The organism is Dyella acidiphila, assembly GCF_014863405.1.
Taxonomy (GTDB): Bacteria; Pseudomonadota; Gammaproteobacteria; order Xanthomonadales; family Rhodanobacteraceae; genus Dyella_B; species Dyella_B acidiphila.
On record NZ_JACZZA010000001.1, the window covers coordinates 42,021 to 66,316 of the forward strand.

The 24,296-nt window shown below is 65.2% G+C and carries 28 protein-coding genes; 16 read left to right on the forward strand and 12 right to left on the reverse strand.

Going from position 1 to position 24,296, the window contains the following annotated elements; all coding sequences use genetic code 11:
- The first annotated feature begins 119 nt into the window (after positions 1 to 119).
- Positions 120 to 458, forward strand: a complete 339-nt coding sequence (locus IGX34_RS00270) for a hypothetical protein (protein ID WP_192553665.1) — start codon at positions 120 to 122, stop codon at positions 456 to 458.
- Positions 459 to 469: 11 nt separating this feature from the next.
- Here IGX34_RS00270 and recQ read toward each other — a convergent pair whose 3' ends face one another.
- Positions 470 to 2,284 carry a DNA helicase RecQ gene (gene recQ, locus IGX34_RS00275; RefSeq protein WP_192553666.1) on the reverse strand — a complete coding sequence of 605 codons (1,815 nt, stop codon included), beginning with the start codon at positions 2,282 to 2,284 and terminating at the stop codon, positions 470 to 472.
- A gap of 84 nt (positions 2,285 to 2,368) precedes the next feature.
- The gene (locus IGX34_RS00280) at positions 2,369 to 2,710 is read right to left on the reverse strand and encodes an MGMT family protein (RefSeq protein WP_192553667.1); all 342 of its coding nucleotides are present in this window, start codon (positions 2,708 to 2,710) and stop codon (positions 2,369 to 2,371) included.
- 67 nt (positions 2,711 to 2,777) lie between these two features.
- Between IGX34_RS00280 and IGX34_RS00285 the strand changes: the two genes are divergently transcribed.
- Positions 2,778 to 3,182 (forward strand): hypothetical protein, encoded by a 405-nt coding sequence (locus tag IGX34_RS00285; RefSeq protein WP_192553668.1) that lies wholly within the window; start codon positions 2,778 to 2,780, stop codon positions 3,180 to 3,182.
- Here IGX34_RS00285 and IGX34_RS00290 read toward each other — a convergent pair.
- Entirely contained in the window at positions 3,179 to 4,300 is a 1,122-nt protein-coding gene (locus IGX34_RS00290) for an inorganic phosphate transporter (protein WP_192553669.1), read from the reverse strand. The two genes, IGX34_RS00285 and IGX34_RS00290, sit on opposite strands and share 4 nt — an antisense overlap.
- 57 nt (positions 4,301 to 4,357) lie before the next feature.
- On the reverse strand, positions 4,358 to 4,987 hold the full coding sequence (locus tag IGX34_RS00295; RefSeq protein ID WP_192553670.1) for a DUF47 domain-containing protein: 630 nt from the start codon (positions 4,985 to 4,987) through the stop codon (positions 4,358 to 4,360).
- A gap of 149 nt (positions 4,988 to 5,136) precedes the next feature.
- Here IGX34_RS00295 and IGX34_RS00300 point away from each other — a divergent pair, with 149 nt between their 5' ends.
- Complete coding sequence (locus IGX34_RS00300) at positions 5,137 to 6,456, forward strand: hemolysin family protein (RefSeq protein ID WP_192553671.1); 1,320 nt, start codon at positions 5,137 to 5,139, stop codon at positions 6,454 to 6,456.
- A gap of 162 nt (positions 6,457 to 6,618) precedes the next feature.
- Here IGX34_RS00300 and IGX34_RS00305 read toward each other — a convergent pair whose 3' ends face one another.
- Positions 6,619 to 7,380: an RNA methyltransferase gene (locus IGX34_RS00305; protein WP_192553672.1), complete on the reverse strand. Its 762-nt coding sequence runs from the start codon at positions 7,378 to 7,380 to the stop codon at positions 6,619 to 6,621.
- Between the two features lie 133 nt (positions 7,381 to 7,513).
- Here IGX34_RS00305 and IGX34_RS00310 point away from each other — a divergent pair, with 133 nt between their 5' ends.
- The gene (locus tag IGX34_RS00310; RefSeq protein ID WP_192553673.1) at positions 7,514 to 8,317 is read left to right on the forward strand and encodes an inositol monophosphatase family protein; all 804 of its coding nucleotides are present in this window, start codon (positions 7,514 to 7,516) and stop codon (positions 8,315 to 8,317) included.
- Positions 8,318 to 8,407: 90 nt separating this feature from the next.
- Here the strand turns inward: IGX34_RS00310 and IGX34_RS00315 are convergent, their stop codons facing one another.
- The 5 genes from IGX34_RS00315 to IGX34_RS00335 all read right to left on the reverse strand — a co-directional run bounded on the left by IGX34_RS00315 (position 8,408) and on the right by IGX34_RS00335 (position 12,311).
- On the reverse strand, positions 8,408 to 8,725 hold the full coding sequence (locus IGX34_RS00315; protein ID WP_192553674.1) for an antibiotic biosynthesis monooxygenase: 318 nt from the start codon (positions 8,723 to 8,725) through the stop codon (positions 8,408 to 8,410).
- A 69-nt stretch (positions 8,726 to 8,794) separates the two neighbouring features.
- On the reverse strand, positions 8,795 to 9,487 hold the full coding sequence (gene hda / locus IGX34_RS00320) for a DnaA regulatory inactivator Hda (RefSeq protein ID WP_192553675.1): 693 nt from the start codon (positions 9,485 to 9,487) through the stop codon (positions 8,795 to 8,797).
- Positions 9,484 to 10,647, reverse strand: a complete 1,164-nt coding sequence (locus IGX34_RS00325) for an AI-2E family transporter (RefSeq protein WP_338015388.1) — start codon at positions 10,645 to 10,647, stop codon at positions 9,484 to 9,486. Before IGX34_RS00325 ends, hda begins: the two co-directional genes overlap by 4 nt.
- 88 nt (positions 10,648 to 10,735) lie before the next feature.
- Positions 10,736 to 11,302, reverse strand: a complete 567-nt coding sequence (locus IGX34_RS00330) for a CDP-alcohol phosphatidyltransferase family protein (protein ID WP_192553676.1) — start codon at positions 11,300 to 11,302, stop codon at positions 10,736 to 10,738.
- Between the two features lie 16 nt (positions 11,303 to 11,318).
- Complete coding sequence (locus IGX34_RS00335; protein ID WP_192553677.1) at positions 11,319 to 12,311, reverse strand: DUF2066 domain-containing protein; 993 nt, start codon at positions 12,309 to 12,311, stop codon at positions 11,319 to 11,321.
- Between IGX34_RS00335 and purM the strand changes: the two genes are divergently transcribed.
- Genes purM through IGX34_RS00350 form a run of 3 tightly spaced genes read left to right on the forward strand, consistent with a single transcriptional unit; the run spans position 12,310 to position 14,855 of the window.
- Complete coding sequence (purM, locus tag IGX34_RS00340; protein WP_425598762.1) at positions 12,310 to 13,437, forward strand: phosphoribosylformylglycinamidine cyclo-ligase; 1,128 nt, start codon at positions 12,310 to 12,312, stop codon at positions 13,435 to 13,437. The genes IGX34_RS00335 and purM overlap by 2 nt on opposite strands.
- A 6-nt stretch (positions 13,438 to 13,443) precedes the next feature.
- Positions 13,444 to 14,109 carry a phosphoribosylglycinamide formyltransferase gene (purN, locus tag IGX34_RS00345; protein WP_192553679.1) on the forward strand — a complete coding sequence of 222 codons (666 nt, stop codon included), beginning with the start codon at positions 13,444 to 13,446 and terminating at the stop codon, positions 14,107 to 14,109.
- A gap of 41 nt (positions 14,110 to 14,150) precedes the next feature.
- On the forward strand, positions 14,151 to 14,855 hold the full coding sequence (locus tag IGX34_RS00350) for a DUF3108 domain-containing protein (protein ID WP_192553680.1): 705 nt from the start codon (positions 14,151 to 14,153) through the stop codon (positions 14,853 to 14,855).
- A gap of 57 nt (positions 14,856 to 14,912) precedes the next feature.
- On the opposite strand, the gene murA is transcribed toward IGX34_RS00350, so the two are convergent.
- Both murA and IGX34_RS00360 read right to left on the reverse strand, forming a co-directional pair.
- Complete coding sequence (murA, locus tag IGX34_RS00355) at positions 14,913 to 16,172, reverse strand: UDP-N-acetylglucosamine 1-carboxyvinyltransferase (protein ID WP_192553681.1); 1,260 nt, start codon at positions 16,170 to 16,172, stop codon at positions 14,913 to 14,915.
- Positions 16,173 to 16,220: 48 nt separating this feature from the next.
- Positions 16,221 to 16,460: a BolA family protein gene (locus IGX34_RS00360; protein ID WP_128897323.1), complete on the reverse strand. Its 240-nt coding sequence runs from the start codon at positions 16,458 to 16,460 to the stop codon at positions 16,221 to 16,223.
- A 158-nt stretch (positions 16,461 to 16,618) separates the two neighbouring features.
- Between IGX34_RS00360 and IGX34_RS00365 the strand changes: the two genes are divergently transcribed.
- The 9 genes from IGX34_RS00365 to rapZ all read left to right on the forward strand — a co-directional run bounded on the left by IGX34_RS00365 (position 16,619) and on the right by rapZ (position 24,295).
- The gene (locus IGX34_RS00365; protein WP_192553682.1) at positions 16,619 to 17,629 is read left to right on the forward strand and encodes a KpsF/GutQ family sugar-phosphate isomerase; all 1,011 of its coding nucleotides are present in this window, start codon (positions 16,619 to 16,621) and stop codon (positions 17,627 to 17,629) included.
- Positions 17,630 to 17,651: 22 nt separating this feature from the next.
- Complete coding sequence (locus IGX34_RS00370) at positions 17,652 to 18,194, forward strand: KdsC family phosphatase (RefSeq protein ID WP_192553683.1); 543 nt, start codon at positions 17,652 to 17,654, stop codon at positions 18,192 to 18,194.
- Entirely contained in the window at positions 18,191 to 18,853 is a 663-nt protein-coding gene (gene lptC / locus IGX34_RS00375; protein WP_192553684.1) for an LPS export ABC transporter periplasmic protein LptC, read from the forward strand. Before IGX34_RS00370 ends, lptC begins: the two co-directional genes overlap by 4 nt.
- Positions 18,804 to 19,442, forward strand: a complete 639-nt coding sequence (lptA, locus tag IGX34_RS00380) for a lipopolysaccharide transport periplasmic protein LptA (protein WP_225737123.1) — start codon at positions 18,804 to 18,806, stop codon at positions 19,440 to 19,442. The genes lptC and lptA overlap by 50 nt, the downstream gene beginning before the upstream one ends.
- Before the next feature lie 9 nt (positions 19,443 to 19,451).
- Entirely contained in the window at positions 19,452 to 20,168 is a 717-nt protein-coding gene (gene lptB, locus IGX34_RS00385; RefSeq protein WP_192553686.1) for an LPS export ABC transporter ATP-binding protein, read from the forward strand.
- Positions 20,169 to 20,310: 142 nt separating this feature from the next.
- Positions 20,311 to 21,786 (forward strand): RNA polymerase factor sigma-54, encoded by a 1,476-nt coding sequence (locus IGX34_RS00390; protein ID WP_192553687.1) that lies wholly within the window; start codon positions 20,311 to 20,313, stop codon positions 21,784 to 21,786.
- A gap of 164 nt (positions 21,787 to 21,950) precedes the next feature.
- Positions 21,951 to 22,277 (forward strand): ribosome hibernation-promoting factor, HPF/YfiA family, encoded by a 327-nt coding sequence (hpf, locus tag IGX34_RS00395; protein WP_192553688.1) that lies wholly within the window; start codon positions 21,951 to 21,953, stop codon positions 22,275 to 22,277.
- Between the two features lie 166 nt (positions 22,278 to 22,443).
- Positions 22,444 to 23,394 carry an HPr(Ser) kinase/phosphatase gene (gene hprK / locus IGX34_RS00400; RefSeq protein ID WP_192553689.1) on the forward strand — a complete coding sequence of 317 codons (951 nt, stop codon included), beginning with the start codon at positions 22,444 to 22,446 and terminating at the stop codon, positions 23,392 to 23,394.
- Positions 23,395 to 23,398: 4 nt separating this feature from the next.
- A complete protein-coding gene (gene rapZ, locus IGX34_RS00405; RefSeq protein WP_192553690.1) occupies positions 23,399 to 24,295 on the forward strand; it encodes an RNase adapter RapZ in 897 nt (298 codons plus the stop codon).
- Position 24,296 lies beyond the last annotated feature (1 nt).

Here is a 24,296-nt window from a genome sequence, read left to right on the forward strand (position 1 = left end):
CCGCATCAGCTTCGTCATGCCGGCGACCGCAGGCTGCCATCGTCGTGACGCATAGGAATAATTGGCGCGTCATCGACATCCGGCATGCTGCCATGCATCGGATGATGGAGTACGACCCGATGACGTCGCAGTATGTTTTCCCCTCCAGCCGCGGCCTGTTCCGGATTGTCCGGCACGGGCATCGTTGGCGCGCGCTGATCGAGGCGCGCGAACTGGCGCGGCACGATACCGCCGAAGCAGCGCTGGGAGCGCTGCGGTTGGCGTGGCCGCAGGCGAAATTGCCGCCCTACCTCAGCCAGTGGCGCTATCTGGCCGAACCGTATGCGTTGCCGCATGCGCGTCTGACGCGCGCCACCGCCAGTTCCAGATCGACCGCCGCCGAGGCCAACTCCAGCCATGTACGCCGTTCGCGACGCACGCTGGGGCGCTCGAACCGTGACGTGCCTGATCACGGATAAGTCGCGCCGCGCTATTCCTTCGCGTTGATCACATCCAGGAAGTCGCGGCCGTAACGCTGTAATTTCGCCTCGCCCACTCCGCTGATGGCGGCTAGATCGTCTTCGTTTTCCGGCATCGCGCGCAGCATCGCCAGCAAAGTGGCGTCATGGAAAATCACATAGGCCGGCACGCCATGCTGCTTGGCCAATTTGGAGCGCAGCGCACGCAAGGCATCCCATAACTCTTGCTCGTACGCCTCGATGCCCAGGCTCGCACCGGTCACCAGCTGGCTGTCGCGACGACGCGAGGCGCGACGTGCAGGCCGCGTTTCCTCGCGCATATGGATCTTGCGCTGGCCGACCAGCACGTCGCGACTGGCGGTGGTGAGGCGCAGTGTGCCGTAGCCTTCCGGATCCGTGGCCAGCAGCCCCGCGGCCAGCAGTTGGCGGAACACCGAACGCCATTGCTTCTCGTCCATGTCGGCGCCGATACCGAAGGTGGTGAGATGATCGTGGCCGAGCTGGCTCATGCGTTCGCCGTCGATGCCGCGCAGGATGTCGATCACATGCCCCGAGCCAAAGCGCTGGCCGCTGCGATACACCGCAGAGAGCGCCTTCTGCGCAGGCACGCTGGCGTCCCAGGTTTTCGGCGGTTCCAGGCAGTTGTCGCAATGGCCGCAAGGGCCATGGAAATCTTCGCCGAAGGCCGACAGCAGCAGCTCGCGCCGGCATTGCGTGGCTTCTGCATATGAGAGCAGCAAATCGAGCTTGCCGCGCTCGATGCGCTTGCGCTCGTCGCCCGATTCGGACTGCGCAATCATCTGGCTCATCGTGACCACGTCCGACAAACCGTAGACCATCCACGCATTCGCCGGCAGGCCATCGCGGCCGGCGCGGCCGGTCTCCTGGTAATAGCCTTCCATGCTGCGCGGCAGATCCAGATGCGCCACGAAGCGCACATCGGGTTTGTCGATGCCCATGCCGAACGCCACCGTCGCCACCATCACGACGCCGTCTTCGCGCAGGAACCGCTGCTGGTTGGCAGCGCGTGTCGCCGCATCCAGGCCGGCGTGATAAGGCAGCGCCTCGATGCCGGCAGCGGACAGCCATTCGGCAGTTTCGTCCACCTTGCGCCGGCTCAGGCAATACACGATGCCGGCATCGCCGCGATGGCCATCCAGAAACGCCAGCAGCTGACTGCGCGCGTTGTGCCGCAGCGCAATCGCATAACGGATATTGGGCCGGTCGAAGCTGGACACGAACGGACGCGCATCCTGCAGCCCCAGCCGCTCGACGATCTCTTCGCGCGTACGCGGATCGGCAGTGGCCGTCAGCGCGATGCGTGGCACCTGCGGAAAGCGCTGGTGCAGCAGGGTGAGTTCGCGGTATTCCGGGCGGAAATCGTGCCCCCATTGCGAGACGCAGTGCGCCTCGTCGATCGCGAACAGCGCCACCTCGGTACTTTCCAGCAGTTCCAGGAAACGCGCTGTAAGCAAGCGCTCCGGCGCCACGTACAGCAGATTCAGGCCGCCTGCGAGCAAACGGCGCTCGACCTCGCGCTGCTCCTGCGCGTCGAGGCTGGAATTGAGATACGCGGCCGACACGCCGGCTTCGCGCAAGGCATCTACCTGATCCTGCATCAGCGCGATCAGGGGCGACACCACAATGCCGGTGCCCTGCCGCAGCAGCGCCGGAATCTGGTAGCACAAGGATTTACCGCCGCCGGTCGGCATCAGCACCAAGGCGTCGCCGCCTTCGCTGACGTGTTCGACGATGGCTTGCTGCGGACCGCGGAAACTGGCGTAACCGAAGACGCTCTGGAGGATATCGAGGGGAGTTGCGGGCATCCGCGGAATGCTAGCAAACCGGCCTCGCTTGCTCACGCGGCCGGTGTAGTCGCAGGTACCGGCCATGCTGCGCGATGTGCCGATTTATCTGTCCGGCATGCCCCACAAGGCGCGATCCACATCCGCATCCAGCCCGAAGCGCGACAGCGGCACCCGCCCGTTCTTGACCTCCACGCCCTCGGCGCGCAGCAGCCGGCATTGCTCGCGGAAACCGCGGCTGCCCGGCGCCATGGCGATATGACCGCTGGAGCGCAGCACGCGGAACCACGGCAGTGTCATGCCGTCCGGCACCTCGCCCAGCAGGCGGCCGACCAGCCGCGCGCGCCCCGGCAGGCCGGCACGTGCGGCGATCGCGCCATAGCTGGCCACCCGCCCCGGCGGAATGGCTGCGATGGCCTCGAAAACCTTCCTATATTCCGCTTTCATGACGGCGTGCACCCGCGCTTCGGTCGTGGCAGAGTACCAGTCCTCCCCGTTCCGCTCGGGTGCCCGCATGCATCACTTCGAAGCCGTGCGTTCGCTGATCGGCAGCCTGCACGTTCTGCGGCAGAACGATCCTTATCTGATCAGCTTCGATCTCAGCCTGCCGCAGGGGCGGCATCAGGGCATCTACCTGGCCGAACTGGAAGACGAAGGCGGCCGCCGCTATCTGCGCATCTCCACGCCGATCGGCCCGCTGGCCGGCATCGACCCAAGGCGTTGCCTGCGCTTCAACTGGGAACAGCGCAACGGCTTTCTGGCGGTAGCCGACCTGGACGGCTCGCCGTTTCTGCACCTGTGCGAGAACCGCCCCTACGAATTGCTCAATCAGCAGGATCTGCAGCGCCTGATCGGCGAGCTGGGCAGTCTGGGCGATCAGCTCGAACAGGCGATCGTCAGCGGCGGCGACAGTTTCTAGCCGAACGTCCGCGCCAGCTGCACGAAGCCGTAGGCGATCAGCGCCGTCACCGGCAGGGTGAGAATCCACGCCCATACCATGCGCTGCACCACCGACCAGCGGATCGCATTGAAACGCTTGGCCGCGCCCACGCCCATGATCGACGACGACACCACGTGCGTGGTGGACACCGGCAAGCCGAACATCGAGGCGACCAGAATCACCAGTGCCGAGCTACCTTCCGCGGCAAAACCGTTGATCGGATGCAGCCGCACCATCTTGTGCCCGAGCGTCTTGATGATGCGCCAGCCACCACCGGCGGTACCCGCGGCCATGGTCAACGCACAGACCACCGCCACCCAGTGTGGCACGGCGAAGCCGCCTGCGCTGGATGCGTGAATGCGCAGAAACGAAAGCCATGACGGCAGCCCGTCGAAATCACCCGCTGTGGTAGCTCCGGCCAGCGCTAGCGCGATGATGCCCATGCTCTTCTGCGCATCGTTCATGCCGTGCGCCAGGCCCATCGCACTGGCCGACACAATCTGCGCCTTGCCGAACAGGCTGTTCACGAACGGCGTGCGCCCCAGATAGCGCAGAAAGCCCTTGCGGCTGGCGAACCACGCCAGCAGCGCATACAAGGCGCCCATCAGCAGAAAGCCGAGCACGAAGCCCATGATCGGCGACACCACCATCGGCACCACCACTTTCGGCAGCACGCCCTTGCCGTCCCACCAGTGCGCGCCCTGCGCCCAGACCACCGCCGCAAAGCGGCCGCCTGATTCGGCGATCGCCGCGCCGACCAACGCACCGACCAACGCATGGCTGGAACTGGACGGCAGGCCCAACCACCAGGTGATCAGGTTCCACACGATCGCCGACAACAGCGCGCAGATCAGCAATTGCGAACCGGCTTCGACCACGCCGGTATTGACGATGCCCGCGGCGATCGTCGCCGCCACCGCTGTGCCCCACAGCGCGCCGATCATATTGGTGATCGCCGCCAGCAAGACGGCCTGGCCGGGCGTCAGCACCTTGGTCGCCACCACGGTGGCAATCGAATTGGCGGTGTCGTGAAAACCGTTGATGTAAGTAAAAATGAGCGCGATCAACACGACCGCGATAACCAGGCCCAGGCTCATGCGCCGGCTCCCGGCGGAGCGCATCGCGCGAAAAAGAAGGCGTGCAAGGCGCGTTCCTCAGGAGTTTTTCAGCACGATGGAATAGACGATGTTGCCGACGTCGCGGCATTTGTCGATGGCTTTTTCGAGCAGCTCGAACAGATCCTTGGCCAGCATCGCGCGCATCGCATCGTTGCTTTCCAGGTACAGCGTGCGGTACGGCGCCAGCAGCATGCGGTCGCCTTCCGATTCCAGCGTCTGCAGGCGATCCTGCAGCTTCTTCACCGGATCGATGCGCAGGCCCTTGCGCAGTTCGCCGATCATTTCCACCACCACCTCGGTGGCGCGCGCCAGCACCAGGGTGCGCTGGCCGAAATCCACGCCGGCCAGGCGGCCGGCCACGATCTCGTAGCGCTCGGCGAATTTCTCCACGCTCTTGGGCACCTTGTAGAGCGCGGTGTTGAGCGCCTCGATGTCTTCGCGATCCAGCGCGGTAACGAAAGTATTCACGAGTTCTTCGCTGATCTGCCCGGCCAGTGCTTTCTCGCGGGCGCGGGCCGCGGCGAAGGCGGCCATGATCGGCGCGCGGTCGGGCTGGGTGACCAGCTCATGCAGGGCCTTGGCACTTTCGCGGGCGGCATCGGCGCTCTGTTCGAGCAGGCCGTAGAACTTGTCGCCTTTGCCGAAGATGGTCTGGAGTGAAAACATGCGGAAGGGCCTTAAGGCGCGGGAATGGGCAATATTTCCGCTATGTTACAGGACGCCCCCGGCGCACCGCACCCGCGCCGGGCCGCGCCACCACGGCCTCGCCGTGCCTTACACTTGCTCCCCATGCCCGCATCTCATCCCCCGTCGCGATGCTGACCACACTCGCGTTCGTCCTCATCCTCGCCCTGTGCAACGGTTTCTTCGCGCTATCGGAAATGGCGCTGGTCGCCTCGCGCAAGAGTCGTCTCAAGCAGATGGCGCGCAGCAGCCGGCGGGCCCGGATCGCCCTGCGCCACGCCGAGGCCCCGGAGCACTTCCTGTCCACCGTGCAGGTCGGCATCACCCTGGTCATGCTGATCACCGGCGCCGTGGCCGGCGACGCCATCGGCGGCCAGATCAGCGAACTGCTGCATGACGGCAGCATCACCTGGCTGGCGCCGTATACGCGGATCGTCGGCATCGTGCTGGGCTTCGTGGTGATCTCTTTTATCCAGATCGTGGTCGGCGAACTGGTGCCCAAGCGGCTGGCCCTGTCGGCACCGGAAAAAGTATCGGTAATCGTTGGCATGCCGATGCTGGTGCTGGCGCGCGCCACCGCCCCCTTCGTGTGGATGCTCAACCGCTCCAGCGGCGTGCTGCTCAAGCTGCTGCGCGTGCAGGACCGCGGCCAGACCGCCGCCACCGAAGAGGAAATCCGCCTGCTGGTGGCCGAAAGCACCGAACAGGGCGTGCTGGACGCCGACGAGCAGGCCATGGTGAACCGCGTGCTGCGCCTGGGCGATCGCACGGTGGACAGCGTGATGACCCCGCGCATGCGCATTGCGTGGCTGGACCAGAACGCGCCGCTGGCGGAAAACCTGGAAGTGCTGCGGGAAACGCCGTATTCGCGCTACCCGGTCTATCGCGGCGACGAAAGCGACATCGTCGGCGTGGTGGAAGTGAAAAGCCTGCTCGGCGGTATTGCCGCCGGCAAGCCGGAGCTGTTCCGCATCCTGGCCAAACCGCTCTACGTACCTGCCACCGCACGCGCGCTGGACCTGCTGGAAGAATTCCGCGATGCCGAAACGCCGATGGCGCTGGTGGTAGACGAATACGGCGATATCGACGGCGTCGTCACCTTGAACGATCTGCTCGCGGCGGTGGTCGGCGCCAACCAACTCGGCCACGGCAAGGAGGAGCATCTGCCGATCGTGCAGCGCGAAGACGGCAGCTGGCTGGTCGACGGCTCGATCTCCACCGACGACCTGCGCGAACTGCTGCATCTGGACCAATTGCCCGGCGAGGACGAGCACGATTTCCGCACCGTGGCCGGCATGGTGATGGCGGCGCTGGGGCATATCCCGGTGACCGGCGAGGTGTTTGCGTGGCGCGGGATCCGCTTTGAAGTGGTGGATCTGGATGGTGCGCGCATCGATAAATTGCTGGTGACGCCGGCGCCGCGCATCGAGGCGGCCGACGACGAGCAGTGATTGCATGGGTATAGCTTGGGTTACTCAGGATTTGATCCGCGGTAACCGAACAAGACCTGTATTCGTTTGCGAGCTCTGCTTTGTAGCGTGGATTGCGCAGTGTTGGGTTACGCTGCGCTAACCCAACCTACGATTTGACCTACGGCGCGGCGTAGCTCGCGCTTATTTTTTATCGCCTGCCAGGCGTGCCATGCGTTGTGCGTCGGCAAAAATGCCGTGCAGCATGCGCAGCTCGCGCTCATCCATCTGGACGCGCTGAAACAGTTTGCGCAAGCGCAGCATGATGGTGGTTGGCGCGCGGCCTTTGTGGAAATCGATATCGTCGAGCATCTGCGCCAGGTGCTCGAAGAAGCGCTCCATCTGCGCGGCATCGGCAGGCGGCTCGTCATGCACCGGCGGCGGTGCGGGCAGATGTTCGCCCAACAGCGCCACGCGCAGCTCGTACGCCATCACCTGCACCGCCTGCGACAGATTGAGCGAGCTGAAATCCTCCACGCTGGGAATGCGCACCATCGCGTGGCAGCGCGCCAGCTCTTCGTTTTCCAGCCCGGTGCGTTCGTTGCCGAACACCAGCGCCACCTGCTCGCCGCGCTGTGCGGCCGCCAGCGCCTGCGCGGCGGCCTCGCGCGGGGTCAGCTCGGGCAGGTTCACGCCGCGCCTGCGGGCGGACAGGCCGAAGGCCAGGCTGCTGCCGGCGAGTGCTTCGACCAGTTCGCCGTGGACGCCCGCCTGTTCCAGTACATCGTCGGCGCCGGCCGCCAGCGCGGAGGCTTCCCGGTCCGGAAACTTGTGTGGCGCGACCAGCTCCATGCGAGCAAAGCCCATGGTGCGCATGGCGCGCGCGGCACTACCGATATTGCCCGGGTGGGAGGTGCGCACCAGCACGAAGCGAAAGCAAGCAGGGAGGTCGGGAGCGGTGGTCATGCGCAGGCGGGTATCCGATGAGGCTGGCAAGGATAGTGGAGTTGGCGCCGGACATGGCCCGCCGGGCGACGACACCCCACCCGACCTGCTAGAATCCCCGGCCGCTAACCCGTTCTTTTGCCAAGCCAAAGCCATGACCAGACCCGCCGTCAACGTTGCGGTACGCGCCGCACGCTCCGCCGGTAACGTGATCCTGCGTTACATGAACCGCATCGACGGCCTCAACGTCGTTGAAAAGCAACGCATGGATTTCGCATCCGAAGTGGACCGGCTGGCCGAGGCAGAGATCGTCAAGGAACTGCGCCGCGCCTACCCGACCCACGCCATCCTGGCCGAGGAAAGCGGCGCCACCGGCAAGGGCCCGCTGGTCTGGGTGATCGATCCGCTCGACGGCACCCACAACTACTTGCGCGGCATTCCGCACTTCAGCGTCTCCATCGCCCTGCTCGACCGCGGCGAGCCGGTCTACGCGGTGGTGTTCGATCCCCTGCGCGACGAGCTGTTCACCGCCAGCAAGGGCGATGGCGCCTACCTCAACGACCGCCGCATCCGCGTCAGCAAGCGCGAAAACCTGGCCGGCGCGATGATCGCCACCGGCTTTCCGTTCCGCCAGCGCGCCAACCTGGATGCGCAACTGGCCATGACCCGCGCGCTGCTGGGCCAGGCCGAAGATATCCGGCGCTCCGGCTCGGCCGCACTGGATCTGGCCTATACCGCCGCTGGCCGCTACGACGGCTTTTTCGAGATCGGCCTCAAGCCCTGGGACATGGCGGCAGGCGTGCTGCTGGTGCGCGAGGCCGGCGGCCAGTACGGCGATTTCGCCGGGCGTGACGGCATTCCGGAAAGCGGCAACGTGATTGCCGGCAACCTGCACATCGTGAAAGCCATGACCGAAGCGATCGGCGCGAACGCCACGCCTTCGCTGCTGAAGGCCTGAGTCGTTCCACCATGTTGCAAGCAAAAAGGCGCCGTCGGCGCCTTTTGTTTTTTGCTCAAACCTCGATCTCAACGCGCTTGCCCTGCGGATTCACAAGCTTGCAGCCTGCGCAGCAATCACTTCGTAATGCTGCACGTTCGATTCGAATTCCAGCAGGAATTCGGCATCTTCCGGGTAGTACTTGGCCTTCAGCAGGTCATCACCGGCAAACGCGCGAATCGCTTGTTCGCCAGTCCAGTGCGTTACCGTCAGGAAATGAGTGACGTCGCCATCCTCGCGCCGCAGTATCGCGACATCGAGGTTGCCGGGCACAGAGCGGTAATCAGGTATCGCCCTTTGCTGCAGGAAGTGCGCGTATTCGTCGGCGCGTGCGCGCGTTGTACGTCCATGCCAGATGCGACAGATCATGCGAGCCTCGCTATAGCCGGTGGCACAGCCTGGGTCGGCGCAGGGTAACCCAGGCTACGGACTGCTACGTCAGCCTTCGCGCAGAAAGCTGCGCAGGAATGGCACTGTCACGCGCCGCTGCGCAGCCAGCGAGGCCTGATCCAGGCGATCGAGCAGATCCAGCAAGGCCCCCAGATCGCGCACATAACGTGCAAACAGCCAATCGAGCACCGTGTCGTCGAGCTCGATCCCGCGCACCGCGGCCTGCGTTTTCAGCACCTCGCGGCGTTCGGCATCTTCCAGCGGTTTCAGCGCGAACTGCGTGCAGGCGCCGAGGCGCGAACGCAGATCGGGCAGCGTCAACGACAATTGCGCGGGCACCGTCTCGGCAGCGAAGAGCAAGGCGGTAGCCTCGGCACGTGCGCGATTGTAGAGATCGAACAAGGCATGCTCGGCATCGCGATCGCCGGCAATCGCATCGAGATCGTCCAGCGCGATAAAGGCGCTGCCAGCCACGCCGCGAATCGCCGCACTGCGTTCGCGCAGCGCTTTCAACGGCAGATACTGCACGGTGCGCCCGGCTTCATGTGCCGACTGGCAAGCCGCCAGCAGCAGATGGCTTTTGCCGCTGCCGCTGCCGCCGCTCAGATAAAGCCACGGCGCGCCCGTTTGCACAGACAACGCCTGCACGGCAGCAAGCGTGGCGGCGTTGGCGCCCGGATAAAAATGCTCGAAGCGCTGGCGGCGCGGCCAGCGCAGGGTCAACGGTAACTGCGCGGTCATGGCTTGTGCGGTTCACTGCCTTCGTCGGCAACGCGGGTGCGGGCGTGGATATCGCCATGCTGGTCCTCGCTGACAATCACTTCGGCAAGCACGGTGTCGGGCGTGCCCTCTTCCGTGTACAGATCGCTCAGCTTGTAGCGTTCGGCCAGATAGCGCAGCAGCACCAGGATCACCGAGGCCGCCGGCAGCGCCAGCAGCACGCCGAGGAAGCCGAACAGATAGCCGCCGGCCAGCACGGCAAAGATCACCGCCACCGGGTGCAGGCCGATTTTCTCGCCCACCAGGCGCGGCACCAGCACATAGCCTTCCAGCAGCTGGCCGATCACGAACACGCCAATCACCATCAGCAGATGCGTCCAGTCGCCGTGCTGCACCAGCGAAGCGATGATCGCGGCGCCAAAGCCGGTGATGAAACCCAGATACGGCACGAAGCTCAGCAGGCCGGCCACCATGCCGATCAGCGGACCGACCGAAATGCCGACCAGCGTCAGCGTGCCGCCGTAGTAAATCGCCAGCGCCAGCATCACCAGCAGCTGTCCACGCACGAAGGCGCCGAGCACGGCATCGGATTCGCGCGCCAGGTGTGCCACCGTGGGCTGGACCGAACGCGGCAGCATGCGATCGATCCATGCCACCAGGCGATCCCAGTCGCGCAGCAGGTAGAACCACACCACCGGGATCAGCACCAGGTTGGTCATCCACACCACCACGCTGATGCTGGAGCGCGAGATCTTGCCCACCACGCTGCCGATCGAACCCAGGTGCGCCTTCAGTTCGGCCATCAGGCGATCGGTGTCGAAGGCATTGGGATCCAGGTGCAGCCTGACCTGCAGCCACGGCAGCGCCTTGTCGCGACCCCACTCGACGTAATGCGGGAAGTTGTCCACCAGGTTCTCGATCTGACGCACGATCAGCGGCACCAGCAACAGCAGGGCCGCAGCGATTGCCAGGATCAGCACCACGAACACGATGCTGACCGCCAAGGTGCGCCCCAGCCCCAGCCGCTCCAGCCGGTTGGCCAGCGGATCGCCGAGATAGGCCAGCATGGCCGCCACCGCGAACGGCATCAGCACCGGCGCCAGCAGCCAGATCAGCAGGCCGATGACAACGGTGATCGCCAGCATCTGCCAGCGGCGGGATGTCTCTTGGCTTATGGACACGAAAAATTCATCGATGGCGCCAGGGTGCGGCAGCCAAGTGTGGCCGATGTGGGCGGCTGTTCAAAGTCTTGCGGCACGGCCAGATCCATCATCGCGTGCGCCGCGCACGCCAGCCGCGGCGCGACCAGCGGATGGTGTAATCCAGGCCGCTGGCGATGCACAGCGCCGCCACTGCCCAGGCCAGGCCGCCCGCCGCCGGTACCGGCCAGCCGATCAAGGCCAGCAGCACGCAAAGCAGATACAGGATCTGCAGCAAGGTGCAGGCCTTCGACAGCAGGCTCGGCTGTGGCTGGATGCGGCCGACCAGCACGCGCCACAACACGGCGCCCGCCGCAATCCATAGATCGCGGCCGCAGACGATCGCCGCCAGCCACGCCGGCGCCTCGCCCCGCCAGGCCAGGATCACGAAGCAGGCGACCAGCAGCAGCTTGTCGGCGATCGCATCGAGCATGCCGCCAAGGCGGCTTTGCCAGCCGTAATGGCGGGCCAGAAAGCCATCCAGCCCGTCGGAAACACCCGCAACCGCAACCAGGATCAGCGCGTACGACCAGTTGCGCTGCCACAGCAGGCAGCCGATCGGCCCAACCAGCAGCACGCGCAATACGGAGATCGCGTTGGGCAAATGCCGCCAGGGTGAAGGCGACGCGGCAGGCATCGCGGCCAGTGATGCCTTAGTGCAGCCAGCGCAGGCTGACGTCGGCGCCGTCGTGCGCGCCACCCTGCATCAGGCGACCGCCCGCGGTGAGGTTCGCCGCCAGACCGTCCAGCGGCATCGCCGCCTTCACCGCCAGCAGCACGCCATCGTCCTGGCCACCCAGGGTGCTTACCTTCTGCACCGTGGGATCGGCGCGCAGCGTGGCCATCAGGTTGGCGTAATCCATCGCCGAGTGCAGGCCGCTCACCCACAGCTTGCCGTCCACCGCGGTGGCGCCGATCACATTGAGCGCCTGGCCCAGGCGGTCGGTGGCGCTCTTGCCGGCGTCGGCAAACATGCTGTCTTCGTTATTGCCCTGCGTGCTCCAGTGCTGCGACTGGCCGCCGCTGATCAGCGACCAGTCGGCGCCGCTGGCGTGCAGCTCGCCCACCAGCACCAGGCCGGTGTGATACAGCCGGGCGATCGCCGACAAGGCGGCCGGATCGGCGCTTTCCAGCTTGTCCAGGTCCGGCAGCTGCGAGGGATCGGCATAGCTCACCTGGTAACCGTGCTTGCCCACGGCATCGCCCAGCGCGCTGAGATCGTCCTTGTCGAGCACCTTGCCGTCCGCACCCTTCACCACCACCAGCAGCGGCGGCTTCACCCCGGCGGTGGTCGCGCCCATCTGGGTGACCAGCCGCTGCACGGCGCCCTGGTCGAAGGTGACCGACAAGGTGAGGCTGGGCGGATTGCCCTGGCCGCGCTCGTACTGGAATTGCTTGACGATGCCACCGGCGTTCTGCAGCGCATCGGCATAACCGGGCTTGCCGCTCATGTCCTGGCCGCCCGCCACGCGCGCCAGCACCTGGCCCAGTGCGGTGGAGAACGCCTGGCTGCGCTGGGCGTCGCCAACATCGGTTACCGGCACTACCACCGTATAGGGCGAGCCGGTCTGGCTCAGCGCCATCCGCGGCAGGCCCGCGACGAGACCAAGCAGCAACGTAACGATCAGCAGACGTGGAAAGCGCATGGGCGGGCCAGGTTCGGGGGCGGGGATTCACCGGAAAGTCTGCCCAATCCAGCCCTTAACGTCTATCATTGCAAGCTTGCTAAAAGCCGGATCCGCCATGTCAGACGCCCTCACCTACCGCGCCGCCGGCGTGGATATCGATGCCGGCAACGCCGTGGTCGAACGCATCAAGCCGCTGGTCAAGCGCACCTTCCGCCCGGAAGTGATGGGCGGCCTGGGTGGCTTCGGCGGCCTGTTCAATCTCGGCACGCGCTACAAGGAGCCGGTGCTGGTCTCGGGCACCGACGGCGTGGGCACCAAGCTCAAGCTCGCCCAGCAGCTGGGCCGCCACGACACCATCGGCATCGACCTGGTCGGCATGTGCGTGAACGACGTGCTGGTGCAAGGCGCCGAACCGCTGTTCTTCCTCGATTACTTCGCCACCGGCAAGCTGGACGTGGATACCACCGTGGCTGTGGTTGGCGGCATCGCCAAGGGCTGCGAACTGGCCGGCTGCGCGCTGATCGGCGGCGAAACCGCGGAAATGCCCGACATGTATCCGCCGGGCGAATACGACCTCGCCGGCTTTACGGTCGGCGCCGTGGAAAAGGCCGAACTGCTCAGCGGCGAACAGATCGCCGCCGGCGACGTGATTCTCGGCGTGGCCTCCTCCGGCCCGCATTCCAACGGCTATTCGCTGATCCGCAAGATCGTCGAACGCGCCGGCAATCCGCTGACGCTCGATCTGGGCGGCGTGACCCTGGCCGATGCCCTGATGGCGCCCACCACCATCTACGTCAAGCCGATGCTGGAGCTGCTGAAGTCGGTGCCGGTACACGGCATGGCGCACATCACCGGCGGCGGCCTGAAGGAAAACATCATCCGCGTGGTGCCCGACGGCCTGGGCCTGGCGCTGGACGCCAATGCCATCGTGCTGCCGCCGGTATTCGACTGGCTGATGCGCGAAGGCAAGGTGGCGCGCGAGGAAATGTGGCGCACCTTCAACTGCGGCGTGGGCTTCACCATTGTGTTGCCGCGCGATGCGGTGACGGCTGCCTCCGCCCTGCTCGCCAAGCACGGCCTGGCCAGCGCGGTGATCGGCGAAGTGGTAGCCGCACAGGGCGACGAGCGCGTGCATATCGGCTGACCCGCATTGCCTTCACCGCTTCGCATTGCAGTACTTGCCTCCGGCCGCGGCAGCAATTTCGCCGCGCTGCTGGCTGCGCGCGAACGCGGCGAGCTGGCGGCGGAATTCGTGCTGGTGGCCAGCGACAAGCCTGATGCCGGCGCCTTGCAGCTCGCGCAGCTGGCCGGCGTTCCGCATTGCGTGCTGGAACCGAAAGACTACGCAACACGACGCGATTACGACTTCGCCGTGTTCGAGCGCATCGCCGCCAGCAAACCGGACCTGCTGGTGTTGGCCGGCTACATGCGCATCATCGACGGCGATGCGCTGAAGCCCTGGGTCGGGCGCATGATCAACATCCACCCTTCGCTGCTGCCCAAATACCGCGGCTTGCATACGCATCGGCGCGCCATCAAGGCCGGCGACGATGAACATGGCGCCAGCGTGCACTTCGTCACCGCCGAACTCGACGGCGGTCCGGTGATCGCGCAGACCCTGCTGCCGATCGGGGCTGGCGACGACGAACACGCACTGGCCGAGCGCCTGCTGCCGCTCGAACATCAGCTGCTTCCCGCAGTAGTGGCATGGATCGCCGCAGATCGCCTGCTGCTGCGTGAAGAGGGCGTCATGCTGGATGGCGAAGTGCTTCGCAAACCTTTGCGGATGCGAGACGGAAAACTCGTTCGCCAATAAGGCAACAAGGCGTTCAGGATCGGCACGTACACTGCCGATCCATGCGCACACTCAAACTCCCCCGCACGCTCCTTGCCGGTCTCGCACTGGCCGTCTCCCCCACGCTATTCGCTGCCACGCCCACGCCATTCACCGCCACCTACCAGGTCTCCAGCCAGGGCGAAGAAATGGGCACCGCCACCATCACGCTCAAAGCACTGGGCAACGGCGAATACGAATACAGCAACCAGATTCACGGCACCGCCGGCCTCGCGGCCGCGCTGGGCGCGAACTCCAGCGACGTTACGCGCTTCCGCTGGAACAACAATGCACCGGAAACCGAGAGCTACCGTTCCACCGTGGTGGCGTTCAAGACCAAGCAGCGCTCGATGCAAGTGAACTGGAACAGCAAGCAGGTCAGCGTGGATGAAGGCAAAGGCTCCTCCAGCTACGCCGCCCAACCGGGCATGGTCGACCGCAATACGCTGCCCTTCGCACTGGGCATGGCGCTGCGCAGCGGCAGCCAGAACGTAAGCCTGCCGGTGGGTGTGCGGCAGCGCGTGGAGCAGCAGCAATTCAAGGTGCAAGGTGCCGAAGCCGTGCAGGTACCCGCCGGCAGCTTCCATGCCGAGCGCATCACCCGCACCGATTCGGACAGCCACTTCGATGCGTGGTACGTGCCCAAGCAGTTCGTGGTGCCGGTCAAGCTGGCGCAGAGCGACGGCGGCAATCTCACCTTGCAGCTGGTGCACTACAGCTCGCCGTAAGGCGACAAATAAAAGGGCCGCGAAAGCGGCCCTTTTTTTGTGCTTGCGCGCTTGCGCTCAGGTCGGCAGGCGGCGAATCCGCGCACCCAGCGTGCCGAGCTTTTCCTCGATGTTTTCGTAGCCGCGATCGATGTGATACACGCGGTCGACCGTGGTATCGCCCTCGGCGACCAGGCCGGCCAGCACCAGGCAGGCGGATGCGCGCAGGTCGGTGGCCATGATCGGCGCACCGCTCATCTTGTCCACGCCCTGGATGATGGCGGTATTGCCTTCCAGGCGGATATCCGCGCCCAGGCGCTGCAATTCGTGCGCGTGCATGAAGCGGTTTTCGAACACCGTCTCGGTGATGATGCCCACCCCTTCGGCCACGCAGTTGAGCGCGGTGAACTGCGCCTGCATGTCGGTGGGGAACGCCGGATACGGCGCGGTGGTGATGTTCACCGCCTTCGGCCGGCGGCCCTGCATATCCAGCTCGATCCAGTCCGGGCCGGTGGAAATGTGCGCACCGGCCTCTTCCAGCTTGGCCAGCACCGCATCGAGCGTATCGGCGCGCGCATTGCGGGCACGCACCTTGCCGCCAGTCATCGCCGCACCGACCAGGAAGGTGCCGGTTTCGATGCGGTCGGGCAGCACTTCGTAGGAGGCGCCGTGCAGGCGTTCCACGCCATGGATCACCATGGTGGAGGAGCCTGCGCCTTCGATCTGCGCACCCATCGCGTTGAGGCAGTTGGCCAGGTCGACCACTTCCGGTTCCTGCGCCGCGTTGTCGATGATGCTGGTGCCGGAGGCCAGCACCGCCGCCATCATCACGTTCTCGGTACCGGTCACGGTCACCATGTCCATGACGATGCGCGCGCCCTTCAGCCGCTTGGCGCGAGCCTTGATGTAGCCGTTCTCCACGTCGATATCCGCGCCCAGCGCCTGCAGGCCGCGGATGTGCTGGTCGACCGGGCGCGAGCCGATCTGGCAGCCGCCGGGCAGCGAAACCTCGGCCTGGCCGAAGCGCGCCACCAGCGGCCCCAGCACCAGGATCGAGGCGCGCATGGTTTTCACCAGCTCGTAGGGGGCGAAATAGCGATCGGCGGAGCGCGGGTCCACCTGGATCTTCATGCGATCGTCCAACACCAGCTGCACGCCCATCTGGCCGAGCAGTTCCATGGTGGTGGTGACGTCATGCAGGTGCGGAACGTTGCTGATCGTTACCGGCTCATCGGCCAGCAGACAGGACGCGAGAATCGGCAGCACGGCGTTCTTGGCGCCGGAAATGCCTACTTCGCCGCGTAGCGGCTCACCGCCGCTGATCAGGATTTTGGCCATCGGGAATCCTTGGAAAAAACGAAACCCGGAAAGCGGCTGCAGCGGGCATCAACGGCGCGCAGCGGCTTCTTCCGGGGTCAGGGTCTTGAGTGCAAGCGCATGGATCGCGCCCCCCATCAGGTCGCCCAGTGTGGCGTAGACCAGCCGGTGGCGCGCCAGCGGCAACTTGCCGGCAAACTGCGCGGCCACTACTTCGGCTTCGAAGTGCACGCCGTCGTCGCCTTGCACGTTTGCCTGGGCACCGGGCAGGCCGGCTTCGATCATTGCCTGGATGCTGGCTGCGTCCATTAGTCTTCCAAATCATTGGGATCCTGAACGCCGGCCGCTCTATGCCGAGGGGCGGAACTTTGGCGTCAGGCATCAAGATAGAATGCGAATATGCCATGTTAATGGAAATCTGCTGCCGCAGAAACGACATGGCGCCGGCAACCCTGCCCCGAGGACGCATGAACGCACCCATCGCCAAGCCCAAGTCCACCCGGGTGGATGCCGCCGCCATCGTGAGCAGCGCCCGCATGGTGATCGCCACCGAGGCCGCCGCCATCCGCGCGCTGGAGCCGCGCATCGACCGCCATTTCGTGGACGCCTGCCGCCTGATCCTGGGCTGCAAGGGGCGCCTGGTGGTAACCGGCATGGGCAAATCCGGCCATGTGGGGCGCAAGATCGCCGCCACCCTGGCCTCCACCGGCACGCCGGCGTTCTTCGTCCACCCGGGCGAAGCCAGCCACGGCGACCTGGGCATGATCCTGCCGCAGGACGTGGTGCTGGCCCTGTCCAATTCGGGCGAGACGGACGAAATCCTGTTCATCCTGCCGGTGATCAAGCGCCAGGGCATTCCGCTGATTTCCATCACCGGCAACCCGTATTCCTCCCTCGCCGGCCAGTCCGACGTGCACCTGGACGCCGGCATTTCGACCGAAGCCTGCCCGCTGGGCCTGGCCCCTACCGCCAGCACCACCGCCGCCCTGGTGATGGGCGACGCGCTGGCCATCGCACTTTTGGAAGCGCGCGGGTTTACCTCTGAGGACTTCGCGCGTTCCCACCCTGCCGGGAGCCTGGGGCGCCGCCTGTTGCTGCATATCAGCGATGTGATGCACACCGGGCCCGGCGTACCGATGATCTCCCCCGACGCCAGCCTTACCGAAGCCTTGATGGAAATGACGCGCAAGCATTTGGGCATGACCGCCGTGGTCGATCACGAACAGCAGCTGCTGGGCGTGTTCACCGACGGCGACTTGCGCCGCGCCCTGGACGACGACGGCGTGGACCTGCGCAACGCCAGGGTCAGCGACCTGATGACGCGCGGCCCGAAGGTGATCGGCGCCGACAAGCTCGCCATCGAAGCGGCGCAGCTGATGGAGAAGTACCAGATTCACGCCTTGCTGGTGGTCGACGACGCACAACGCGTGGTCGGCGCACTGAACATCCACGATCTGCTGCGCGCACGCGTGGTCTGAACCCGAACCAAGCCGCCACCACATGGGTTATCTCGCCAATCTTCCCGCCGACCTGCTCGCCCGCGCCGCCAAGATCCGCCTGGCCGCGTTCGACGTGGACGGCACGCTCACCGACGGCCGCCTCTGGTACAGCGAAAGCGGTCATGAAACCAAGGTCTTCCACGTGCATGACGGGCTCGGGCTGAAGCGCCTGCAGGCCAACGGCATCCAGGTGGCGATCATCAGCGCACGCATCAGCCATCCGGTAGCTCTGCGCGCCGAAGAGCTGGATATCGCCCACGTCTACCAGGGCCAGAACGACAAGCGCGAATGCCTGCGCCAGATTCTCGAGGCGCTCAAGCTGCAGTCCGAGGAAGTGGCCTTCGTCGGCGACGACCTGCCCGACCTGCCGGCCATGAGCCTGAGCGGCCTGGCGGTTGCCGTGGCCAATGCGCACCCGTGGGTGGCCGAACGCGCACACTGGCAGACGCGGCTCGAAGGCGGCCTGGGCGCCGTGCGCGAAGTGTGCGACCTGATCCTGCACGCGCAGGGCAAGAGCGCCAGCGAACAGGAGCACTGGCGGTGAATTTTCGCCAATACCTGCGCGACAACCGCACTACCGTCACCATCGTGCTGCTGGCCATCGCAGCGCCTGCCAGCTGGATGCTGCGCAGCTGGGTAGTCGGTGCGCCGGAAGTCAACGACTTCGTCGGGCCGCCGATTTCCGATTATTTGCTGTACGACTCCAAAGTATGGAGCTACGACGTCGACGGCCTGCTCAGCTTCACCATGACCGCGCCGCGCATGGATCGGCGTGCCGGCGACGAATCGCTGTACATCAACACGCCGGTGTTCGACATCACCTCCAAGAAGCCCGGCGTGCCGGACTGGCACGGCAATGCGCCGTTCGGCTGGGTCAACAAAAGCGGCACGCTGATGCGGCTGGACGGCTCGGTATATATGCACCGCCCTGCCTACCCGCTGGGTCCCATGGCAACATTGTGCACCTCCAATGTCACCGGCTGGCCGAAAGAGAACCGCATCGAGACGGCGGATCCGGCCACCATGACGCAGGGAGCCACCGTAATGAACGGCGTCGGCATGCGCGCCAGCCTAAACGATAACCATCTGGAGTTGCTCAATGACGTGCACGGCGTGCTGTATTCAAGCCAGAACAACGCTACGGCTAAGCCTGTTGATTGCCGGACTGTTGCTGCTGCAACCGGCGCTGGCCAGGCAGGATGACCGCAACCAGCCGATCCACGTGGTGCACGCCAACAGCATGGACGGCTACAACGAGCCCAACTCGATCAGCACCTTCAAGGGCAGCGTGCTGATCACCCAGGGCACCATGAAGCTGACCGGCGAACTGGCCAAGATCTGGACCGCCAAGGAAGACACCTCGGTCGATCACATCATCGTGACCGGCACGCCGCAGAAGCGCCCGCACATCGAGCAGCTCGACGACAACGGCAACCTGATGACCGGCGATGCAGACCAGCTCTACTACGACAACGTCAACAGCATCGCCATCCTCACCGGCAACGCCTTCGTGCACCAGCAGAACAAGGGCGACGCGCATGGCGCCAAGCTCACCTACAACACGCAGACCGGCTACATGGTCGGCGAGAGCGGCAGTGCCGGTCCGGTGACGATGACCTTCCTGCCCAAGCAGAAACCGCTGCCGCCGCCGAAGAACGGCAAGCCGGGCGCACCCGCGCCGGCGCCGGCCTCCACCCCGGCCAAACCGGCGGACGGCACCACCAAGCCGGCCGCGGCTTCCAGCTCACCCACCGCGCCGGCGCCTGCCAGCAGCGCGTCGACCAAGGAATAAACGTTCTCTATGCTTTCCGCCGAAGGCCTGCAAAAAAGTTTCCGCGCACGCAAGGTCGTGCGCGACTTCGCGTTCTCGATCCGCCAGGGTGAAGTGGTCGGCCTGCTCGGCCCCAACGGTGCCGGCAAGACCACCTGTTTCTACATGATCGTGGGCCTGATCGAGGCCGACGCCGGCGCCATCAAGCTCGACAAGCAGGACATCACCGCCCTGCCCATGCATCTGCGCGCCAAGCTCGGCATCGGCTACCTGCCGCAGGAAGCTTCGGTGTTCCGCCGGCTCAGCGTGTCCGACAACATCATGGCCGTGCTGGAACTGCGCGAACCCGACCAGCGCAAGCGCGACGCGCAGCTGGAAAGCCTGCTGGACGAACTGAAGATCGCGCACATCGCCGGGCAGAAAGGCATCAGCCTTTCCGGCGGTGAACGCCGCCGCGTGGAAATTGCCCGCGCCCTCGCCGCCGAACCGCGCTACATGTTGCTGGACGAACCGTTCGCCGGCGTGGACCCGATCTCGGTGGGCGAAATCCAGCGCATCGTGCGGCATCTCAAAGAGCGCGGCATCGGCGTGTTGATCACCGATCACAACGTGCGCGAGACGCTGGGCATTTGCGACCGCGCCTACATCATGAACGAGGGTGAGGTTCTTTCGCGCGGCACGCCGGCCCATATCCTGGCCGACGAGAAGGTGCGAGAAGTCTATCTGGGCCGCGAATTCCGACTGTAATAGCGCAACTCAAGCGGCTCCACAAGACCTAATTTGCGCGGCTTCACATCCGCACGCACCACCGCTCATTCCGGCCGTGACAAGTATGGTCGGCGTTCCGCCGAAGGGTTAGGATGAACCCATATTCACCCCTTCGGCAGGCATGAAACCAGGGCTTCAGTTCCGTCTCAATCAACAGCTGGCTCTTACGCCGCAGTTGCAGCAGGCCATCCGCCTGCTGCAATTGTCGCAACTGGAGCTGGCCGCCGAGTTGCGTCAGCTTGCCGAGAGCAATCCGCTGCTCGAATTTGCCGAAGACGCGGACGGCGAGACAAACGAAGACGACGCCGACAGCGAGTTCGAGAACGACTACGAGCCCGCGGTCTCCGCTGGCAGCGAAAGCACGTCCAGCAGCGACACCAACGACGAAGCGCCGGACTGGACCGAGCCGGATATCAGCACCGACGAACCGATCGATTTTTCCTCCAGCAACGGCAGCGGCAACAGCTCGAACAACCGCGACGACGAAGGCATGGAACCGCAGAACGCCGCGGCCGAATCACTGCAGGAGCATCTGCTGTGGCAGCTCAATCTGACACCGATGGATGCGCGCTCGAAAGCGATCGCCACGGTATTGATCGATGCCTTGAATACGGATGGCTATCTGGGCGAAGGCCTGGATGCGGTGCTCGCCGCGCTGCCCCCGCACCTGAAAGCCACGCTTGAGGAAGTAGAGAGCGTACGCCGGCAGTTGCAGCACTTCGATCCCGCCGGCGTGGCCAGTGTCGACCTGCCCGATTGCCTGCGCGCGCAGCTGGAGCAGTTCGATCCCGGCACGCCGCATCGCGAACTCGCCCTGCGCATTGTCGAGAGCGAACTGGAACTGCTGGCGCGCAACGACATCGCCAAGCTGGCCCGCCGCCTGCACGCCACCGAGGAAGAAACCACCGCCGCCGCGCTGCTGATCCGCAGCCTGGACCCGCGCCCGGGCGCCGCGATGGACACGACCCCGGTGGAGTACGTCGCACCCGACGTCTACGCCCGCAAGGACGGCACCCGCTGGCGGGTTCTGCTCAATCCCGAGAGCCAGCCGAAACTTAGTCTTAACCAGCATTATTGCAGTCTGATCGCCCAGGCGCGCAGCGACGATGCCACCTGGATGCGCGGGCAGCTGCAGGAAGCGCGGTGGCTGATCAAGAGCCTGGAATCCCGTGCCGAAACCCTGTTGAAGGTGGCGGAAGCCATCGTGCGTCGGCAAAGCGCTTTCCTGGACTACGGTCCGGAAGCCATGCAGCCATTGGTGCTGCGCGAAGTGGCGGAGGAAGTGGGTATGCATGAATCGACCATTTCACGTGTAACCACCCGCAAATACATTCACACGCCGCGCGGCACGTACGAACTGAAATATTTCTTTTCCAGTGGCGTTTCCACCGAAGACGGCGGCAGCGCGTCCGCCACGGCCATCCAGGCCATGCTGCGCAAGCTGGTCGACGGCGAAGATCCGCGCAAGCCGTTGTCGGATCAGGCGCTGGCCGAAGAACTGCACAACAAGGGCATTCAGGTGGCCCGCCGCACGGTCGCGAAATACCGGGAAATCCTGCGTATTCCCAGCTCCAGCGAACGACAGCGCAGCAGCTGAACCAGCCCGGCCCCGTTCTCCGCAACGGGGAACTTGCGCGCAAACGGAACGTTCCCATATCGAAGAGTAAGGTTTCGCTTCACGGTGCCACCGATCGTTTCACGGCGATCCGCGCACCCAACCACGCCGCCCCCGGGCGGCCAGCTCTAGTAAGGAGGCGCACCATGCAATTCCAACTCAGTGGTCAAAAGATCGACATCACCCAGGCCCTGCGCACTCATGCAGAAGCCAAGCTCGATCGCTTGACCCGCCTCGACGACCACATAGTCAGCCTGAGCGTCGTGCTTTCGGTGGACAAGCTCCAGCAACGCGCCGAAGGAACGCTCAACGTGGCAGGCAAGAGCCTGCATGCCGAGGCCGCCGAGAACGATATGTACGTCTCCCTGGACAAGCTGTTCGACACGCTTGTCACGCAGTTGCGCCGTTACCGTGAAAAGTTGTGTGACAAACACCAACGCGAGGTATACGAGGCCCGCCAGGCCGCCATGTAAGCTCGCTCGCGGCCGCCTCTTCGCACGGAGAGGCGGCCGCAAGGCCTCCCAACCGCCCGCCAGCCCTCCCCGCCGCAGCGCCGATTACAACCGATCGCCCCCAAACTGGCACAATGTTCCAGCCGCCGCCCCCGACCAGGCAGCCCGACGGCACAAAGGAACATTCTTGGATCGGCTTACCGCACGACAACTCTTCGATGACATTCACGAGCGCATGGGGCTACGCTGGATCGCGGGCATGCGTGGTGAGTCGCGCGTGCTCGAATACGGCTCCACCCCTGCCCGGCGTCCGTCGCTGGTGGGTTATCTCAATGTCATCTATCCGAACAAGATCCAGATCGTCGGCACGGAAGAGCTGAGCTATCTGGACAGCCTGGATTCGCGCCAGCGCTGGGAAGTGGTGCACAAGGCCGCGGCCACGCGCCCAGTGGCATTCATCGTCACCAAGGACCAGCCCATCCCCACCGACCTGCGCGAAGTGGCGGAAGAAACCGATACCCCGCTGTGGCTCAGCGCCAAGCGCGGCCACGAGCTGCTGACCTGGATGCAGTACCACCTGGCGCGCAGCATGGCGCCGCGCCTGACCTTGCACGGCGTGCTGCTGGAAGTGTTTTCGATCGGCGTGCTGATCACCGGCGAGGCCGGCTCGGGCAAGAGCGAGCTGGCGCTGGAACTGATCAGCCGCGGCCATCGGCTGGTCGCCGACGATGCGCCGGAGTTCACCCTGATTGCGCCGGACGTGATCGACGGCGCCTGCCCGGAGCTGCTGCAGGATCTGCTCGAAGTACGCGGCCTGGGTGTGCTCAACGTGCGCGAAATGTTCGGCCACACCTCGGTAAAAACCTCCAAGTACCTGCGCCTGGTGATTCACCTCAAGCCCTTGCGCGACGGCGAAAACACCGATGCCATGACGCGCCTCACCGGCGACGTCGGCCATCGCGAAATTTTCGACGTGCAGGTGCCGATGATCACCCTGCCCGTCGCTCCCGGCCGCAACCTCGCGGTGCTGGTGGAAGCGGCCGTACGCAGCCATATGCTCAAGAGCAAGGGCATCGACCCGGCCATGAGCTTTATGGACCGCCAGGCCCACCAGATGCGTCGCCTTCCTCCCTGGTAATGCCATGAGTCAGCAGCAAGACAGCCCCCTTCCCGCCGACGATCCGAGCGCCGTCCATCTGGTGGTCGTGACCGGCATGTCCGGCGGCGGCAAGACCGTCGCCCTGCGCGCACTGGAAGACCTGGAGTTCTACTGCGTCGACAACCTGCCCAGCGCGCTGTTGCCGCAGGTGGTCGACGCCGCCACGCACGGCGACAGCCACCGGCGCCGCATCGCGGTCGGTGTGGACGTGCGCAGCCGCGACGAAGATTTCCAGCACATGCCCAAGGTGCTCTCGGCCCTGGCCACGACCGTGCACGTGCATCTGATCTTCATCGACTGCAGCGACGCCGTGCTGATCAAGCGCTATTCGGAAACGCGCCGCCGGCATCCGCTGGCCACGCGCGGCCTGTCGCTGGCCGATGCCATCGCCGAGGAACGCCGCCTGCTGCGCCCGCTGATGGCGATCGCCGAGCGCGTGATCGACTCCAGCGACTTGAACGTGCACCAGCTGCGCCGCCTGATCGCCACCGGCTATGCGCAGACCATGCCCGGCCTGACGCTGATGTTCCAGTCGTTCGCCTTCCGCCGCGGCCTGCCGCTGGATTCGGATTTCGTGTTCGATGCGCGCTGCCTGCCCAATCCGCATTGGCAGCCGGCCCTGCGCCCGCTGTCGGGCAAGGACGGCCCGGTGCGCGACTTCCTCGAACAGCAGGCGGTGGTCGGCGAATATTTTGCCGATACCGCGCGCTGGCTCGACGCCTGGCTGCCGCGCTTCGAAGCGGACGACCGCAGCTACGTCACCATCTCCATCGGCTGCACCGGTGGCCGCCACCGGTCGGTCTATCTGGTCGAGAAGCTCGCCGCGCACTACCGCGTCTCGCGCGAAGGCGTGCTTACTTTCCATCGTGAACTCGAGTGAT